Source organism: Bifidobacterium favimelis (assembly GCF_037963085.1).
Classification (GTDB): Bacteria; Actinomycetota; Actinomycetes; order Actinomycetales; family Bifidobacteriaceae; genus Bombiscardovia; species Bombiscardovia favimelis.
Map to the genome: position 1 here is coordinate 794,810 of NZ_JBANDZ010000001.1, position 16,155 is coordinate 810,964.

Annotated in this window: 14 protein-coding genes and 1 tRNA gene; 8 read left to right on the top strand and 7 right to left on the bottom strand. The window is 60.5% G+C overall.

The genetic code is table 11. The features are described 5' to 3' along the window. The first annotated feature begins 22 nt into the window (after positions 1–22). The 5 genes from tyrS (at position 23) to V6584_RS03260 (ending at position 5,872) form a co-directional block, all read left to right on the top strand. The gene (gene tyrS, locus V6584_RS03240) at positions 23–1,348 is read left to right on the top strand and encodes a tyrosine--tRNA ligase (protein ID WP_340469003.1); all 1,326 of its coding nucleotides are present in this window, start codon (positions 23–25) and stop codon (positions 1,346–1,348) included. Between the two features lie 61 nt (positions 1,349–1,409). Beyond that, the gene (locus tag V6584_RS03245; protein ID WP_340469004.1) at positions 1,410–3,713 is read left to right on the top strand and encodes a helicase; all 2,304 of its coding nucleotides are present in this window, start codon (positions 1,410–1,412) and stop codon (positions 3,711–3,713) included. Continuing rightward, positions 3,710–4,771, top strand: coding sequence for an HAD-IIA family hydrolase (locus V6584_RS03250; RefSeq protein WP_340469005.1), 1,062 nt, complete (start codon positions 3,710–3,712; stop codon positions 4,769–4,771). Before V6584_RS03245 ends, V6584_RS03250 begins: the two co-directional genes overlap by 4 nt. A 46-nt stretch (positions 4,772–4,817) precedes the next feature. Further along, complete coding sequence (locus V6584_RS03255) at positions 4,818–5,024, top strand: hypothetical protein (protein ID WP_340469006.1); 207 nt, start codon at positions 4,818–4,820, stop codon at positions 5,022–5,024. A gap of 89 nt (positions 5,025–5,113) precedes the next feature. Next, the gene (locus tag V6584_RS03260) at positions 5,114–5,872 is read left to right on the top strand and encodes a TlyA family RNA methyltransferase (RefSeq protein ID WP_340469719.1); all 759 of its coding nucleotides are present in this window, start codon (positions 5,114–5,116) and stop codon (positions 5,870–5,872) included. Positions 5,873–5,941: 69 nt separating this feature from the next. On the opposite strand, the gene V6584_RS03265 is transcribed toward V6584_RS03260, so the two are convergent. Continuing rightward, entirely contained in the window at positions 5,942–6,622 is a 681-nt protein-coding gene (locus V6584_RS03265) for a hypothetical protein (RefSeq protein ID WP_340469007.1), read from the bottom strand. A 375-nt stretch (positions 6,623–6,997) separates the two neighbouring features. On the opposite strand from V6584_RS03265, the gene V6584_RS03270 reads away from it, so the two are divergent. Continuing rightward, a tRNA-Arg gene (locus V6584_RS03270) sits at positions 6,998–7,074 on the top strand. A 162-nt stretch (positions 7,075–7,236) separates the two neighbouring features. Here the strand turns inward: V6584_RS03270 and V6584_RS03275 are convergent. Together V6584_RS03275 and V6584_RS03280 are read right to left on the bottom strand one after the other, a co-directional pair. After that, positions 7,237–7,902, bottom strand: coding sequence for a YPYG domain-containing protein (locus V6584_RS03275; protein ID WP_340469008.1), 666 nt, complete (start codon positions 7,900–7,902; stop codon positions 7,237–7,239). A 739-nt stretch (positions 7,903–8,641) separates the two neighbouring features. Continuing rightward, on the bottom strand, positions 8,642–9,274 hold the full coding sequence (locus V6584_RS03280; RefSeq protein ID WP_340486187.1) for a TetR/AcrR family transcriptional regulator: 633 nt from the start codon (positions 9,272–9,274) through the stop codon (positions 8,642–8,644). 202 nt (positions 9,275–9,476) lie between these two features. Here V6584_RS03280 and V6584_RS03285 point away from each other — a divergent pair, with 202 nt between their 5' ends. Then, the gene (locus V6584_RS03285) at positions 9,477–10,178 is read left to right on the top strand and encodes an ABC transporter ATP-binding protein (RefSeq protein WP_340469012.1); all 702 of its coding nucleotides are present in this window, start codon (positions 9,477–9,479) and stop codon (positions 10,176–10,178) included. Between the two features lie 140 nt (positions 10,179–10,318). Continuing rightward, positions 10,319–12,856, top strand: coding sequence for an ABC transporter permease (locus tag V6584_RS03290; protein WP_340469014.1), 2,538 nt, complete (start codon positions 10,319–10,321; stop codon positions 12,854–12,856). A 707-nt stretch (positions 12,857–13,563) separates the two neighbouring features. On the opposite strand, the gene V6584_RS03295 is transcribed toward V6584_RS03290, so the two are convergent. The 4 genes from V6584_RS03295 to V6584_RS03310 form a co-directional block, all read right to left on the bottom strand. Further along, complete coding sequence (locus V6584_RS03295; RefSeq protein WP_340486190.1) at positions 13,564–14,013, bottom strand: hypothetical protein; 450 nt, start codon at positions 14,011–14,013, stop codon at positions 13,564–13,566. A 110-nt stretch (positions 14,014–14,123) separates the two neighbouring features. Continuing rightward, positions 14,124–14,324 (bottom strand): hypothetical protein, encoded by a 201-nt coding sequence (locus V6584_RS03300; protein ID WP_340469018.1) that lies wholly within the window; start codon positions 14,322–14,324, stop codon positions 14,124–14,126. Positions 14,325–14,338: 14 nt separating this feature from the next. Then, entirely contained in the window at positions 14,339–14,902 is a 564-nt protein-coding gene (locus tag V6584_RS03305; protein ID WP_340469019.1) for a hypothetical protein, read from the bottom strand. A gap of 674 nt (positions 14,903–15,576) precedes the next feature. Then, the gene (locus V6584_RS03310; RefSeq protein ID WP_340469020.1) at positions 15,577–16,017 is read right to left on the bottom strand and encodes an RbsD/FucU family protein; all 441 of its coding nucleotides are present in this window, start codon (positions 16,015–16,017) and stop codon (positions 15,577–15,579) included. Between the last annotated feature and the right edge of the window lie 138 nt (positions 16,018–16,155).

Below are 16,155 nucleotides of genomic sequence, written 5' to 3' on the forward strand. Positions count from 1 at the left end.
TACATGCAGGGAGTTGCCTTTCATGGCCAAGGTCACTGATTTCAAGGAAGCGGGCTTTGACTCGCTCTTCGACGAGCTCAAGTGGCGCGGTCTCATCGCACAAAGCACGGATGAGACCGAGCTGGAGAAGACATTGGACGGTGAACCGGTCACTTATTACTGCGGCTTCGACCCCACCGCCCCCTCACTCCACGTGGGCAACCTGGTCCAGTTGATCAGCATGAGGCACCTTCAGGCGGCAGGTCACCACCCCCTGGCCCTTGTCGGGGGGGCGACCGGCCTGATAGGTGACCCCAGGCAGTCGGGGGAGAGGACCTTGAACCCCCGGAACGTGGTGGAGGAGTGGACAAGCCGTCTGGCTGCGCAGATCGGCCGCTTCCTGCCGGCACAGGGCGGCAATCCGGTGCGTTTCATCAATAATTACGAGTGGACCGGGTCCATGACGGCCATCGACTTCCTGCGTGACGTGGGCAAGAACTTCCGCATGGGGACCATGCTTTCCAAGGACATCGTGGCCCGCAGGCTGAACTCGGAGGAGGGGATCTCCTTTGCCGAGTTCAGCTACCAGGTGCTCCAGGGCAATGACTTCCTCGAGCTCTTCGACCGTTATGACTGCCGCCTACAACTTGGCGGCAACGATCAGTGGGGGAACCTCACCAGCGGTCTGGATCTGATCCGCAAGGTGCGCGGGGTGAACGTCAATGTGATGACCAGCCCCCTGATCACGGACTCCCAGGGCAAGAAGTTCGGCAAGTCGGAGGGCAACGCCGTCTGGCTGGACCCGGCCATGTTCAGCCCCTACCGCTTCTACCAGTTCTGGTTCAACCAGCCTGACGACCAGGTGATCAAGCTTCTGAAGACCTTCACCTTCCTTCCCAAGGCCGAGGTGGAGCGTCTGGAGGAAGAGGTGAAGACCGATCCCGGCGCCCGCGAGGCCCAGAAGGCTCTGGCTTGGGAGGTCACGAGCTACGTCCATGGCGAGAGGGCCGCACAGGGGGCCATCGATGCTTCGGGGTCCCTCTTCGGCAGGGGGGGCAACCTGGACGACCTGGACGAGGACGTGCTGGAAGGGGCCCTGGAGGGGTTGAAGATCGATGACGGACAGGGGGGCATGACCTTCGCCGCCGCCGCAGCAGGAGACAGGGTGGTCGAGGCCGGCGTGAAGGCCGGGCTCTTCAAATCCGTCTCCGAGGCACGAAAGACCGTGAATTCCGGCGGGGTCTACCTGAACAACACGAGGGTGGCCGACCAGGAAGCGGTCCTGGCTGACAAGGACTTCCTGCATGGGCGGTTCGCCCTGCTGCGCAGGGGGAAGAAGGCATTGGGCGTTTTGGAACGTCGCGCGTAAGACCTGTCAGGATTGAGACGGCGCACCCACTCGGGGTGCAACCATGAGAACAAGGACGAAGATGGCAGAAGAACATAATCACGCTCAGGGTGCCCACAAGGGCCCTCATTCGGGATACCGCGGCAGGGGCGGTTCCCAGGGGCGGTCAGGTGGCAGGGGCGGCTTCAAGGGGCATGGCTCCCGTGAAGGCGGTCATGAAGGCGGGTTCCGTCACAACGGAGGCGGTCCGCGCCGGTCAGGCGGCTTCCATCGGTCCTATGACGACCACCGGCAGGGCCAGGAGGGCGAAGGCCGTCAGGGCGGTTACCGGTCGGACCACCGGCAGGGCCAGGGTGACGGATACCGCCACGATGACCACCGAGGGGGATTCCGCGGCAATGGCGGCAATCGCGCAGGCTTCCACAAGGGTTACGGTGACCGTGACGGGAGGTCGCAGGACAACCAGGGGGGCCGTCGATACTCGCGCCAGGATGACCGCCGGGGTGGATTCAGAGGCCGGCCTTCCGAGGACCGCGGGGGTCGTTCGGACCGGCGGTTCGGAGGCCACGGCGGTTTCAGACGTGACTCAGGCTCCGGTCCCTGGCATTCCGACCATGGAGACCGTCGTGACCGCTATGACGATCACTTCAATGGGCGGGGCACAGGTGAGGACCGCGGGCCCCGCCGCCGTGACCATGAAGACGGTCGCAGCCGGTACCAGGGCGATGACCGTCGCAACGGCTACAACCATGACGGCGGGCGCGGCGGCTACGGCCGCGATGACCGCAGGGGGGGCTACGGCCATGACGGCCGGCGATCCGGCGGCAGCGGCGGGTACCGCCGTGACCGCAACGAGGGTGGCGATCGCAGGGACAGGAATCGTCCGCCCTTCCGTCAGCAGGGCCAGGGGAGGGATGACCGTCATGACGGGAACCGCCCCTTCGGGCGTGAAACCGGCCGTGACGGCTCAGAAGAGCGCAGGGGCGGTTGGCAGGACCGCCGTGGCGGCGGGGAAGGATACCGTGGCCATTCCGGTTATCGGCACGATGACCGCAACCATTCCTATGGGGGCCAGCGGGACCGCTCGCAGGGCCATGACAGGGGCAACTACCACCGCGACCACACCAACACCTACTACGACAAGGCCCGTCGCAATTCCGACGGGACCATCTCCTACCCTTCACAGAACCCGTACACGGACCGCAGGCCCGGTGAGCCCAAGATGCCCAAGGGGTTGGACTGGTCCATGCTCTCCAAGGACGAGAAGGAACGCCTAAGGGGGCTGAGCAAGGAGCACGCTGAGAACATAGGCCTGCATGTCCTGGCCGCCTACGCCCTGGAGGAGAGCGACCCGCCGGCCGCCCTCGAACACGCCAAGTGGGCCGCCCGCCAGGCTTCCCGCATCGATCTGGCACGGGAGACCCTGGCCCTGGTGGCCTATAGGCAGGGGGACTACAAACTGGCCCTCAAGGAGTTCCGCACAGCGTATCGGATGAACGGGTATACGGACTATCTCCCCTTCATCGCGGACTGTGAGCGGGGCCTGGGCAACCCCCGGAAGGCCATCGAGGAGGCCACCAGTGATGAGGCGCGTCAGCTGACCGGAGAGTCCAAGGTCGAGATGTTCCTCGTCTACGCCGGGGCCCTGGGTGACCTGGGCTTGTGGGACAAGGCCATCGAGACCGTCGACGCCCTGGTCCACGCCCGGGGTCTGAGCGGGGACTACAGGATGCGGGCCGTCCAAGCCGAACAGAACTTCCTGGAGGAGGCGGGGCGCGGTGAGGAATCCGCCGACCTGGAACCCCTCCTCGACAAGCTGGAGGCGGAGTACGCCGACCAGGACGACGAGGATGAGGAGCCCCAGGAGGTCATCATCGACTACGACCTGGAGCACCTCGACAATGCCATGTTGGATCAGCTGTCGATTCCCGTCGATGCCGATGCCGATGCCGATGCCGATGCCGGTGACGATGCCGGTGACGATGACGGTGACGGTGACGGTGAAACCGGCGAAGAGCACCCCGGCGATGCCGGGGTGGAGGACCCGCAGGGGGACTCTTCCGAATCACATGACGGGTCTGACGGGTCGGATGATTCAAATGGGTCGGATGATTCGGAGGGGTCGGATGGTTCAGATGGGTCGGATGGGAGCGAAACCTCCGAGGTGACTGAATCCACCCAGACAGAGCAGACGGTCGACGATGGTCCTGACAAGCTCCGGCAGACCTCAGAGGGGCGTATCCAAGAAGGGCCCTCCGCCACGGGGCAGACGGCTCAGGTGCCAGTGGGCGAGGAGCCGGCTGACGGCGGTGAAGAGGGCAGGGTGCCCGATGGGCAGTCCTCCGCCAAGGAGGGGCCTTCCGAGGAGGAGGACAGCCGGGCATGACCCACTTCCTCAAGGGTTGCGAGGTACCCCTGGCCAGGCAATATGGTCTGGCCCTCCTGGACCTGGACGGGGTCGTCTACCGGGGGGCCGAACCGGTAGAAAACGCCGCCCGGGGGATATCCCTGGCGGAAGGCCAGGGCATGACCATGTCGTACACCACCAACAACGCCTCCCGTTATCCCAGTGAGGTGGCTGACCAGCTGCGTGGGTTCGGCCTGGATGTGGATGAGACTTCCATCATCACCTCGGCAATCGTCGCCGCCCGAATGGTCAGGGAGCACCTGGGGGAGGGGGCAAGAATCCTGGTCATCGGATCCTCCCACCTGGGCGACCAGGTGGAGGCCAATGGGATGAAGGTTGTAAGGCGAGCGGACGAGAAGCCCGATGCCGTCCTCCAGGCCTGGTATCCCGGTCTGTCCTGGGCGGACCTGGCTCAGGCCGCCTACGCCATAGAGGGGGGTGCCCGCTATTTCGTCACCAACCGTGACATGACCCTCCCCAGGGAGGGCGGCATGGCCCCCGGCAACGGATCCATGCTCCTTCCGGTCATCAAGGCCACGGGGAAGAACCCTGAGGACTCGGCCGGCAAGCCCGAGTCCGCCATGTACGATGAGGCCCGGCAGATACTGTCCAAGGGGCCGGACTCCATAAGCCGATCCGACTGCCTGCCGGTCGGGGACCGTTTGGACACCGACATCGAGGCGGCCAACAGGGGAGGTTACGATTCCCTTTTGGTCCTGACGGGTGTGGACACCCTCGAGACGGCAGCCAGGGCCATTCCCGTCCAGAGACCCACCTACATAGCCAGGGACCTGCTTGGCCTGACCGAACGGCAGCCTGCCGTCAACCGTCAGACTGATGGATCCTGGGTCTGCGGGGGTTGTCGGGCCTTGGTGAGTGATGGCGGGATCCGGACCTGGCCCTGCGCTCGCGAAGACTGCGAGGGCGATGGCCTGGATCAGGCCAGGGCCGTCATCTGCGCAGCCTGGGATTACGCCGACCAGGGCGGGAATGTCGGTAAGTTGGATCTTTCAGGACTTGATACGGACCTCAAATAGGGGTCTGTAGCATATAAGCGGCCGACCTAGGGAGGGGTGAAGGCAGATGCCGATTGAGAACCCAGATGGGGGAAGCCGGCTCGACCAGGCGGCTGATGATGACAAGGCAAGCCGGGATACGGCTATAGAGTCCCTTGTGAACTCTTACCCCCAGTTGGCGGACTTGGATGGCATGGAACCAGGAGAGCAGGTGGAGCTGTTCAAGCAGATCCTTCAGGACCTCAACCAGGAGCTCGACCGGTTCAAGGCATGAGTGGCAAGATGACTCAGAACCCGGCATCCACCCAGGCCGGCCGTGGTTGGGACGGGTCCTCCCATGACCTGTACGGGGTTTCCCGCTCCATGGCTCCCGGGACCTTCCGCCGTCTGGACCAGGAGCTGGTGGCAAGGGGGCTGGCCGCTACCCGGTCCCGGGCCCAGGCCCTGATAAAAGGGGGTTCCGTCAGTCTCCGCGGTCGTGTTTGCACAAAACCGTCGGCCCAGGTCGGACCTGATGATTCCCTGGCCGTCAGCCGGGGTGAAGACTATGCCTCCCGTGGGGCCCTCAAGCTCCTTGGTGCCCTGGAGGCCTTCACCGGCAGTGGATTGCCGGGTCCGATGGGGAGGTCCTGTCTGGATATCGGCGCCTCGACCGGCGGTTTCACCGACGTGCTCCTTCGTCGGGGGGCCAGCAGGGTCATAGCCCTGGATGTGGGCCACGGACAGCTGATTGACCGCCTGGCTGAGGACCCGAGGGTGGTCGAGATGAGCGGGGTGAACATCCGCCAGGTCGGGCCGGAAGATCTGCCCTATCGGCCGGACTATGTCGTTTCTGATGTCTCCTTCATCTCCCTGACCTATGTGATTCCTGTCCTGCCGGCTCTGATTGCCGCCGAGACCGAATGCCTCCTCCTGGTGAAACCCCAGTTCGAGGTAGGCAGGGAGCACCTTGGCCATCATGGCATCGTCAAGGATGAGAGGGAGCGAAGGCAGGCCCTGGACCGGGTCTGCGACTGTGCCATGGAATCAGGTTTCACCGTCCGAGGGGTCGCCGTCTCGCCCATCAAGGGGGTCCATGGGAACGTGGAATACCTCCTGTGGCTGGGCTTTCACCGCGTCTGACAGCCTTCCCGGCGGAATGCCGCCCCGGGTCCTTCGGGACTTCATGGACCGGTCCAGGCCCCCGGTGGTTCAAGAAGGGGCTATATGCCGCCGCTTGCAGCCGCCCTTGACGAGGACGGCGGCGGAGTGCCGATCGGTGGTCAATTGGGTCCTGCAGATCAGTTCCGTGATCAGGCTGTTCTCCATCAGGGTCACCTGGTCAGCCATGAGGGTCAGTCCTTCCAGACGTTCAGCCAGGAGGTCGGCGCACTGAATCAGTTCGACCCGGCTGTTCTGATTCATCCATATCACGTCGTGCGGAGCCACCCGTTTGGGGTGGAGGGCCCGTATGCGGATTGAGGTCCCAATGATCCTGTCCGCCTTCACCACACCGTGGATGTCGACCTGACGCGAACCGATGCTGTGGATGTGCTCCATAAGGCCGATGAAAAGGATCTCCTCCAAGGCGGTCAAGGAATGCGTCCCCCTGATCAACCCCTTGAAGTGCAGGGTTTCAAGTTGAATGGAGCAGGCTCCGATGATCCGCCCGCTTCCGCTGATCCGTGACAGCCTGAGCGTGCCCCGGGCGGCGTACAGATCCCCTTTCAAGCGGAGAGCCACTCCTTCAAGATCGGAGCAGACCACCCTGCCTTCTATGTCGAGTACCGAGAAGCGCACGCCCGGCAGTATCCTGGCATCGCCGCGTATGACGATGCTCCCATATGTCCCAGGCTCAACGATTCCCCCGTTGACGAGAGTGAGATTCACCATTGTGTTGTACGGAACCTTTTGTTAGTCGTTATCCCTTGTTGCCATCCCTCGATTCCCTATCCAGCTGCTGCTGTTCGTCTGTCCATGACTCACCTGGTCCGACCTTCCCCCGCTGCACTGCGGTCGGTGGACCCCGGCTTTGACTTTCGCATCAGGTCCTCCGGAACCCTTTGTGCCATCGTATATCGCCCTGGGGAGGCTGGGGAGGGGGCCACGGTATATGTGGAAAAGTGGATTGGGTGCGGGATGTGGACCTTCGACTGGTCTCCCGGAGTCGGCATCGGTGGATGCTGAACGACACACCGGAGTGGACACAGACGGATGATGAGATATCATAGATGAGTTGTCAAAACGTGGAAAACGTTGAGATGATGCGCGCCAGTAGCCCAATGGATTAGAGCAGCTGACTACGGATCAGCAGGTTGCAGGTTCGAATCCTGTCTGGCGCACCACACGAAAGCCCTACAGCCACAAAGGCTGCGGGGCTTTTCTTTTACCCAGCCGAGAGCCATCGCCTCCGGAAATGTATACTAAATATATATCTTATTGCAATCGGGATCCCCCCCCCGGCAAAAGAAAAGCCCCGCCGAAGCGGGGCCTTGATAAGAGACCACTCAGTACACGTTGAACCCAACCACTTGTGGCGCCTCGGTTGTCCCAGTGACCGTACATTCGTAGGTAAGGCCTTTCGCTTTGGCTCCATACTGGTTGGTCACGTCAGCGGTCGCCTTGTAGAACCATGTGTTGTCATCCTTGGGTGTGAAGTCCTGTATGACGCCGAGGATGTCGTGGGTCTTGAACCCGTAGGGGTATTGTCGCTTGCCGTATTGCCTGCATGCGCCCAATGCGGCCGCAGGGCTCAGCTTCTGTTCCAATGCGGATTTCCTCGGATCGGCTGGTGTCGCGGACGACGGTTGGGGAGTGCTGGTGTCGTGCCTCAAGGAGATGATCGGTTTGGGGTCGTCGCTGATTGCGGTGACGGTCCAGTTGCTTTTTGCAAACACCATTTTCCCGTCGTCGGTTTTGATGACGTAATCGGTTGGCATCCACTCGTTGGCGGTCAGTTTCGCGGAAGCGTCGGACCATTTCTGCCCGACCAGTGTCTTCAGGTCGAATTCCTTTTTATTCGGATTCTGCGGCGCTGTTTTATTTGGACTATGAACCACCGTAGGAGTTGAGGAAGATACAGGACTCGAACTCGTCGAGGAGCTTCCCCCGCAGGCCGACAACCCCACCGACAAGGCCGCCACGGCGACCAGAGCAGCGATGCCCCTCTTCATGCTTCAATCTCCTTTGTTCCGTAGGTCATCTATGACTCGCGCCACTTTATCAGGAGGACATGTCAACCGTTGAAGTGTCTGTGGAAGTCAGAAATGACGGTGATGTCTCGGTCTCTTCTTGTAGTTCTGCGGCTATGGGCAAGAAGGGTGACGGTGATGGCCGGAAGCCTGTGGTCGCTTTCACCCTGATATACGTCTTCGTAGCCTATCCGGTCGCAGATATCGTCTGCCTGGTGCTGCTTGCTGCCTTCTCGCTTCAGGGCCTGGGCCGGGCAGACATGCTGGTGAGCCCTGTCATCGATGCCTGGCCGGATGGCGAAAACGCGGGGTATCTGACGGTGCCGCAGCTCTCCCGTCACTGCAGGCAGGTTCTTCCTCAGGGCGGCTTCTCCTGTGCGCCTTTGCGGCTGACATCCTCCGCGGTCCATCTCGAAGAGCAGGTGGGTCGAGTGGGCTTTTGGTCCGACGGCAACGAGTGCGTCGTCAACGGTTCGATCAAGGCCAATGGTGCCGGAGTGTGGTGGGTACGCAGGGAAGTCAGTCCTCTCATGCGGACTGCATGGATTGACCTGGGTGAAAGCAAGCCGCACATGGTGTGTTCGAGTCGGGCTTGTGCTGTCCTGACGGGTGTTTGGCAGACCCGGCAGAAGGGAACGTGGAGAGCCTTTCCATATAAGTCAGGAATGGCCCCTGCCGACATCGACGAGCGTCCCGGATTGGTTACTTTCTGTAGAGCGTATCAAATCTGTTCGCTGAGAGATTTTTCATTGGAATGGAATCCGACTGCCGGCGGTGCTGCGGTATCTGTCATCAATAGAACGAGCTTATCAAGTGGCATAGGGTGAGTGTCATCCAGCCACTTTCTCACTATGCCGAGTTTGCCGGCGGCGTAGAACTCGGTGAGGTAGTCGAGGTCCATGGGGGAGAGGCTGCGATCGGTGGCGGTTGAGGTCAGGTAGAGGCGGATGGTGTCTTTGGCGAAGTCGTTCATACGGGAGACGAAGGCGGGGTCGCCGTGGGGGCCCAGAAGTACCCTGAAGTATTTGGCGTCGGCCTGGGTGCGGATCAGGAACGCCTCGGTTTCGTCGCGGAGGGTTTCGAGCGGGGGCTGACCGGTGAAGTGGATATCGACGAAGCGCTCGCGTTCGTTCAGCAGGGATTCCTCTATCTGGCCGCGTAGGTCGTAGAGGTTCTGGTAATAGAGGTAGAAGGTGGCTCGGTTGTAGTTCGCCAGGTCGGTGACCTGCTTGATGGTGATTTTTTCGATGGGGCGCTGCTCGTAAAGTTGCCAGAAGGCATCTTCCAGACGTCGGCGGGTCCGTCCTGTGACTTCCGGTTGCTTGGTGACCATGCGGACCTCTTCCCTGTTCATGCTTTACTTGGCAGGCTCTTGGTCGTCTCATTTGTTCTGTGCAGCCATTATTGAAGGCTACGAGCCAGTTTTCCTGTTATCACCCGACAATCGTCCCGCCATTGCTGATTGATGGCACCGCTTTTCTTAAATAGCCTACATTCTGAGACGACATGCTGTCTAGAGATGAGGCGGCGAACGATAAAGACAAGAGGGGTGACCAATGGCCTATATAGATTTCGAATCAGTCACCAAGACCTATGGCAGCGGCGAAAGCCTCATAAAGGCTCTGGACCAAGCCTCCTTCTCGGTTGAACAGGGACAGATGGCCGTGGTTCTCGGAGCCTCCGGTGCGGGCAAGTCCACCGCTTTGAACATTTTGGGTGGTATGGACCGGGCCACTGATGGCAGGGTCTTGGTCAAGGGGAGGGACATCACGTCCGCCTCAGATAAGGAGCTGACCGACTATCGGAGAACCGGAACCGGCTTCGTCTTCCAGTACTACAACCTGGTGCCCAACCTGACGGCCTTGGAGAACGTAGAGTTGGCCAGCCAGGTATCCAGCCATGCCCTGGATCCGGCGCAGATCTTGAAGGATGTGGGTCTGGGGGAACGGCTGGACAACTTCCCCTCCCAACTCTCCGGCGGTGAGCAGCAGCGTGTGGCGATAGCTCGTGCCCTGGCGAAGAATCCCGACCTTCTTCTATGTGACGAGCCGACTGGTGCCTTGGACTACCAGACCGGCAAGCAGATTCTGAGTCTTCTGCAAGGGACCTGCCGGACCAGGGGCATCACGGTCTTGGTCATCACCCACAACTCTGCCATCGCGCCCATGGCCGATCGGCTGATTCGCTTCCGGTCAGGCCGTGTCACGGAAGTCGCCGACAACATGACCCCCCAGCCGGTCGAGGACATCGAGTGGTGACCATTCGGCCCCTGCGCAGGAACATCCTATGGACGTTTGAAAGAGCAGAACCCATGAATACAGCAACCACATCAGAGACAAACCGGCATGGCCCCGCCCTCGGCCCCAAGGCAGGCCGCAATACCCGGCGCAAGACTGCCATGTGGGCGGATGTTCGGCGGGCCATCGTTCATGGCTGGAAGCGTTTCCTATCCATCCTGGTCATCAGCGCCCTGGGTGTGACCATCTTCCTGGGGTTGACGGCTCTGGCCGAGGATGTGGCCAAGAGCGCCGACCAGTACTACCGACAGCAGGGACTGTATGATCTGTCGGTCACCGCAGCAGGCGGTCTCGATCAGAGGGACGTGGACCGGCTGGGCGAGGTCGAGGGCGTCGGTGCCATCACGGGTGGTCTGGAGCAGAATCTGGATGTGACGGTGGCGGGCAGCCGTAAGCACCTGACGGTCTCCGCCCTCAATCCGCATAGCATCAACCGACCTTATCGGCTTTCCGGTGTCATGCCGGAAAACAGCGGCCAGGTAGCGGTCAATGAGTCCTATCTCAAGGATTCGGGCAAGAAGCTGGGTGACGCCGTCCGGCTCTCGGATATCACGACCCAACCCGCCGCCGGCCAAGGTCCGATGCTGTTCAAGGACCAGACATACACCATCGTCGCCCAGGTCAGCGATGCCAAGAACATCTACAACCCCGACTTTGCCACGGGCTCAACCTCCACCCAGGCGGACTACAGCTTCTTCGTTCCCAAGTCCGCCGCCGTGAAGGAGGACATGTACAGCTCGGCATACCTGAGACTCGCGGCTGAGAGCGGCCTGTCCTCCTATGGGAAAGACTACCGGGACCATCTATCCCAAACCAGAAAAGCGATAGAACGTACCGATGGGCCGGAAGGCAGGAGCGGTACACAGACCACAAGGACCTCCTCTGAAACGGACCCCAAGTGGATCGTCAGCGACCGTTCGGTCCTGCAAAGCTACAACCAGATTGACACCCAGGTCAGTTTCCTCAAACTTTTCGGCATTACCTTCCCCCTCCTCTTCCTCCTGGTCGCCGTACTCATCAGTCTGACCTCCATGACCCGCATGGTCGAGGAGGACCGGCAGCTGATCGGCACCTACAAGGCCCTGGGATACAGGAAAAGGGAGATTCTTGTCAAATACCTGGCCTTCGCCGGAATCTCCGCTTTGGTGGGATCTCTCCTGGGATTGTTGCTGGGTTTTGTCGGAATCCCCAGCCTGGCGTTCCCATTGCTTAAACAGATGTACGTCATCCCCTCGTATTCCCTATCTGCCAATTGGCTCTTGGCGGCAGTGGGCATGGCCATATTCCTGGTCACCATCGAGGGAGCCGCCTGGGGCACCTGCTCCCGAGAACTCGGGGAAGGTCCAGCGGCCCTCATGCGCCCCCAGGCTCCCAAGGCCGGCGGCAGAATCCTCTTGCAACGAGTGGGATTCATCTGGAGTCACTTCTCTTTCCTCAACAAGGTGACAGCCCGCAACCTCTTCCGTTACAAGACCCGCGCCTTCATGAGCATCTTCGGAGTATTGGGTTGCTCGGCCCTGATGATGGTCTCATTCACCCTGAAAGACACCATGCTGAGTCTGCCCGAACGGCAATACGGCAGCACCTATACCTACGATGCCATGGCCATCACCAGCCCAGCCCTCGGCCAGAAGGCAACCCAAGAGCTTGCTGGCAATGGCGACGTGATCAAAGTCCAGCCCATCATGGTCACAACCATGACCTTGAGGGCTCAGGACAGCTCCAAGTCGGACTCTTCCACGAACGATGGCGGGGCCGACCTGACCCAAGTGAGCCTGCAACTGATCGTCATCCCCGACTGGCAGAGCCTGGACGGATATATCCGCTTGGAAGAAACGCGGAAAGGCAAGTCCCCTCTGACCCTCCCTGATTCGGGGGCCCTGCTGACCGTCAACGCGGCCAAGCTCCTGAACCTGCAGCCGGGCTCAACAGGCTGGGCGGAGGACGACCTCCACCAGGGGCACAGCGTCACCATCGCCGACATCACCAACAACTACGCAGGCAACAGCCTCTACATGACCCAATCCGCCTACGAATCAACCTTCGACACCCAGGGCTCCGGCGATGGTCGGGGTTCCGACGGGCAACCATTCAAGACCAACGCCTTCCTGCTCAAACTCAAGGGCGATGACCAGAAGAAGATCGCCACCGCCAAAGACCTTGAACAGGACGAGACCTTCCTCTCCGTTGTCAGCAACCAGAAACTCAAGGAAGACTTCGCCACCAACTACGCCACCATCAACGACGTGGTCGGACTGCTGATCATCATGGCCGCCCTCCTCGCCTTCGTGGTCCTGTTCACCCTCTCAACGACCAACATTTCCGAGCGGGAACGCGAACTGGCCACCATCAAGGTCCTGGGATTCCGACGCGGCGAAGTCCACTCCTACGTCAACAAGGAGACCCTCATTCTGACCCTGCTCGGCATCGCCCTGGGACTGCCGGTAGGTTGGGGCCTGACCTACCCCATGGTCGGTATGATGAAGATGCCCGGCATCCACCTTGAAGTGCAGACATCCCCACTCAGCTGGCTGATTGTGTCGGTACTGGCCCTGGTCTTCGCGCTAGCGGTCATGCTCATTACCAACCGCAGTCTCGATCAAATAGACATGGTCGAATCACTGAAAAGCACTGAATGATGCTGTTCTTGTATTGGACAAACCAAGCGGGGAGGGTAACCTCTCCGCTTTCGGGTTTTCGGCACCGGACGTGGAAAACGTTGAGATGATGCGCGCCAGTAGCCCAATGGAGGAGCAGCTGACGACGGATAAGCGGGTTTCAGGTTCGAATCCTGTCTGGCGCATCACGTGTAAGCCCCGCAGTTACAAAGGCTGTGGGGCTTTTCCATTACCACCCAAGGCACCGACGCCGCTGAAACGTACACTGGATATATATCTTATTGAAATTCGAATGCTCATCGCCGCCGGCAAAGTGAGTGCCTTTGCTCAATCGTCGGCATTGCAACGAAGACGACGGTTTGGATCCCCCCCCCCAATGCACGTTTCGGCGCACATACGGAAGATCCCCGCCGGAGCGGGGCGGGTGTGGTTTTCTGCTTGTGCGGGCACTTGAGGTCGAGCGTGGTCTCTCTGTGGGTCATGTTGCAGGCTGTTTCCTTGCGTATCCGGCCCCTGCCTTCCCCTCCTGGCCGGGGATGAGGCCTTTCCTGGCTTTTTGTCCGTATTGTTCGGGGTGGGGTGTCGGCGGTGAGGGTTGGGCTGAGCGGTTTTTAGCGGGGTGACCGGGAATGACGGCGGGTCCGTGCCGGCTGGAGCACTTCGCGGGTCGTTGCACGGTGGTGCAGACGGTTGATATCTGAAAGCTGGTGTGTGGGCTCCGGCAGGGTTCATTTAATGGTATGAGCTGCTTTTTTCTTCCGGTTCCTCACCGAGTGGTATAAGCCGGCAACTCCTGCTCCGGCGAGGAACAGGAGGATGGAGGACAAGGCGAAATAGCATATTTGTTTGAATAGAATGGAATCAGTCTCGAACATTATGATAGCGACGATTCCGATTCCGTTGAAGATGCTGATGGTGTAATAGATGAAGTCTTGTGCTCTCCCGGCCCAACGGTTTGCCGTCCACAGGCCAAGCACGAACGAGAAAGGGATGACCACGAATAGGTGGAGGGCACCGATGAAAGCCAGGAATCTAAGGTCGTCGTTGGGCGACTCGATGAGGATGAATGGCCAGGCTGTGACAAGGAAGTAGTAGCTGAAGAGGAGGACGCTGACGGCCCCGACCCTTTGCTTGTGCTTATGATTGATGGTGGCGTGGTCGTCCTTGTCTGGTCCCATGGTTTCCACAGTAGCGACCGCAGTATGGGAGACCGCGGGAATCGGGTGAGTCTGCACCATAGTCGCCGATCGGCATGAGACGGCCCCGCCGGAGCGGGGCTTGAGAAGTGTTATTCGAACAGGTCCCGCAGGCTGGACGTGGTCTTCCGGTAGACCTTCTTACAGGCGGCCTTCCCGGGGTTCCCGATCCACCCCATGCCTTTCCTGCCGTAACCGTGGGAAAGGGCCTTCCCCTCCTGCCGCTTCCACCTGCCCGCCGACCGGGCGCTGACGGAACGCCTCACACCCGGCGTGCGGATACCGAACTTCATCTTCGTCTGCCCGTTCATTTCATCCAGCGGAGTCTTCCGTCGCGTGCCGTCCGGCAGGTCAGTATCCTGCCGCTGCGGTCCGATTGCCCGGTGGCTCCGGCCGGGGAGCAGAAAGCACCTCCATGGACGGTCGGGAGTCCTGCATTTTGTTCTGGTGCCGCCGGTGCCGGGGCCTCCCGTCGGACTTCTTGCCGTGGGGCTTGTTGAGGTTGCTGGGCGGCCCTCTGCTGAGCTTCTTTTTCTTGGGCGGCTTTATCGGCTGCGGCTTTTTCCTGGGCCGCCTTGTCGGCTGCTGCCTTCTCTTCGGCCGCCTTGTCGGCCGCCGCTTTTTCCTCTGCGGCCTTCTTGTCTGCGGCTTTCTTCTCTGCGGCCTTCTTCTCCTCCTGCTCCTTGTCCCACTTGTCCGCCTTCTCCTTGGCGTCCTTCAGATCATCCTTGGTCTGGTCGAGCTCCTCCTTGAGATTCCTGACCTCTTCTTCGGACTGCGAGTACTTCGCAGACAGATTCTTGGAATCATGGGATTCGTCGTGATCGCTGCCCCCGCAAGAGGTGATGCAGACTCCTAGGATGAAAGCCAAGAGAGCTGCAATGACAGACTTCCACGGCACCTTGACAGTGTTTTTGGGACCTGTGGCCGGGGGATATGGGGACCCCTGTTGCGGCATTGTCTGTCTGGGCTGGCCCTGTACCGGAGGAATGGGCTGGGTGTGTTTCGCATCTTGTGAATGGAACCGGTTGTACCAGTGACCCGTCGGCTTGGTCGTGTTGGCAATGCTGGTTGGCTGGGTGTCTTTCCTGTCCTGTGAATGGAACCGGTTGTACCAGTGGCCCGTCGGCTTGGTCGTGTTGGCAATGCTGGTTGGCTGGGTGTCTTTCCTGTCCTGTGAATGGAACCGGTTGTACCAGTGGCCCGTCGGCTTGGTCATTCTCTTCCCCCCTCAAATTGTCAACTGCGACATTTGACAGATTACTAAATGATATGTCCATCTGGAAATTGAGCGGAGTGTGACCTAAGGCATCAGTGCCCAGCTGCCATAGGGCAGTTTCGCGATTTTACGCAAGAAAGATGATGGATCCCATCTGGATGGTAAGGCAGATTGGCCATGCCGCGGTCGATGAGGTCGATCCTGGCGTTCACGCAATAGAAGCCTGATCTTTCCCTGGTAGGGGTGGCCGACGGGGGTGTGATGTTCAAAACGTCTATGCGATAAGCCCCCGCAACGAGGAGAATCGCCTAGTCCAATGGGGGTCCTCAGTCGGGATCGAATTCAGGCCAGGTACCCTTGGTCAGCAGAAAGTCGCCGTAGGATCGGGTCTCTGCGGTGACGATGATTCCCTGGGTCTTCCGCCCCTCATCATAGAAGGCCATCCGCTCCAGGCCACCGCCGTCGATTGTGCGCCCTTCCGCCTTCTCGGCCGCTTCCATGACCGCCCGGGCGGCCTCCCTCAGAGGTTCGCCAGGCTTGTCGACCATGTAGCGGACGGGATGTTCCACGAACCTGTCCAGGGGCATGACCGACGTGATCACTTCAACGGCTTGGGCTGCGTCCAGTCCGTCCATCCGAAGGACGGGAACCCCCATGGAATAGGCGGGATAGTTGGCATCGACCACGGCAACACTGTCCCCATGACCCATCCTCGCCAGGAGGTAGAGGACCTCCGGACTGAGCCTTGGATCCATTCCCTTGAGCATCTGATGTCCCCTTTCATGGTCTGCCTGCCCTTGCGTCAACTCTGCCGGTCCCGTCGTGGACCTCTCAAACGGGGTGCTGGTCGGCGGATTGCGACGCCTTTCACCGCATTCCATAGTATCCCATCGGGTGAAGGTGCT

What these genes read in the sequence shown, in the direction of transcription:
- V6584_RS03280 (WP_340486187.1), bottom strand. Translation starts at nt 9,274, where the DNA reads ATGAACAGGGAAGAGGTCCGCATGGTCACCAAGCAACCGGAAGTCACA.
- V6584_RS03245 (WP_340469004.1), top strand. Translation starts at nt 1,410, where the DNA reads ATGGCAGAAGAACATAATCACGCTCAGGGTGCCCACAAGGGCCCTCAT.
- V6584_RS03295 (WP_340486190.1), bottom strand. Translation starts at nt 14,013, where the DNA reads ATGGGACCAGACAAGGACGACCACGCCACCATCAATCATAAGCACAAG.
- V6584_RS03275 (WP_340469008.1), bottom strand. Translation starts at nt 7,902, where the DNA reads ATGAAGAGGGGCATCGCTGCTCTGGTCGCCGTGGCGGCCTTGTCGGTG.
- V6584_RS03310 (WP_340469020.1), bottom strand. Translation starts at nt 16,017, where the DNA reads ATGCTCAAGGGAATGGATCCAAGGCTCAGTCCGGAGGTCCTCTACCTC.
- V6584_RS03250 (WP_340469005.1), top strand. Translation starts at nt 3,710, where the DNA reads ATGACCCACTTCCTCAAGGGTTGCGAGGTACCCCTGGCCAGGCAATAT.
- V6584_RS03255 (WP_340469006.1), top strand. Translation starts at nt 4,818, where the DNA reads ATGCCGATTGAGAACCCAGATGGGGGAAGCCGGCTCGACCAGGCGGCT.
- tyrS (WP_340469003.1), top strand. Translation starts at nt 23, where the DNA reads ATGGCCAAGGTCACTGATTTCAAGGAAGCGGGCTTTGACTCGCTCTTC.
- V6584_RS03265 (WP_340469007.1), bottom strand. Translation starts at nt 6,622, where the DNA reads ATGGTGAATCTCACTCTCGTCAACGGGGGAATCGTTGAGCCTGGGACA.
- V6584_RS03290 (WP_340469014.1), top strand. Translation starts at nt 10,319, where the DNA reads ATGTGGGCGGATGTTCGGCGGGCCATCGTTCATGGCTGGAAGCGTTTC.
- V6584_RS03300 (WP_340469018.1), bottom strand. Translation starts at nt 14,324, where the DNA reads ATGAAGTTCGGTATCCGCACGCCGGGTGTGAGGCGTTCCGTCAGCGCC.
- V6584_RS03285 (WP_340469012.1), top strand. Translation starts at nt 9,477, where the DNA reads ATGGCCTATATAGATTTCGAATCAGTCACCAAGACCTATGGCAGCGGC.
- V6584_RS03260 (WP_340469719.1), top strand. Translation starts at nt 5,114, where the DNA reads ATGGCTCCCGGGACCTTCCGCCGTCTGGACCAGGAGCTGGTGGCAAGG.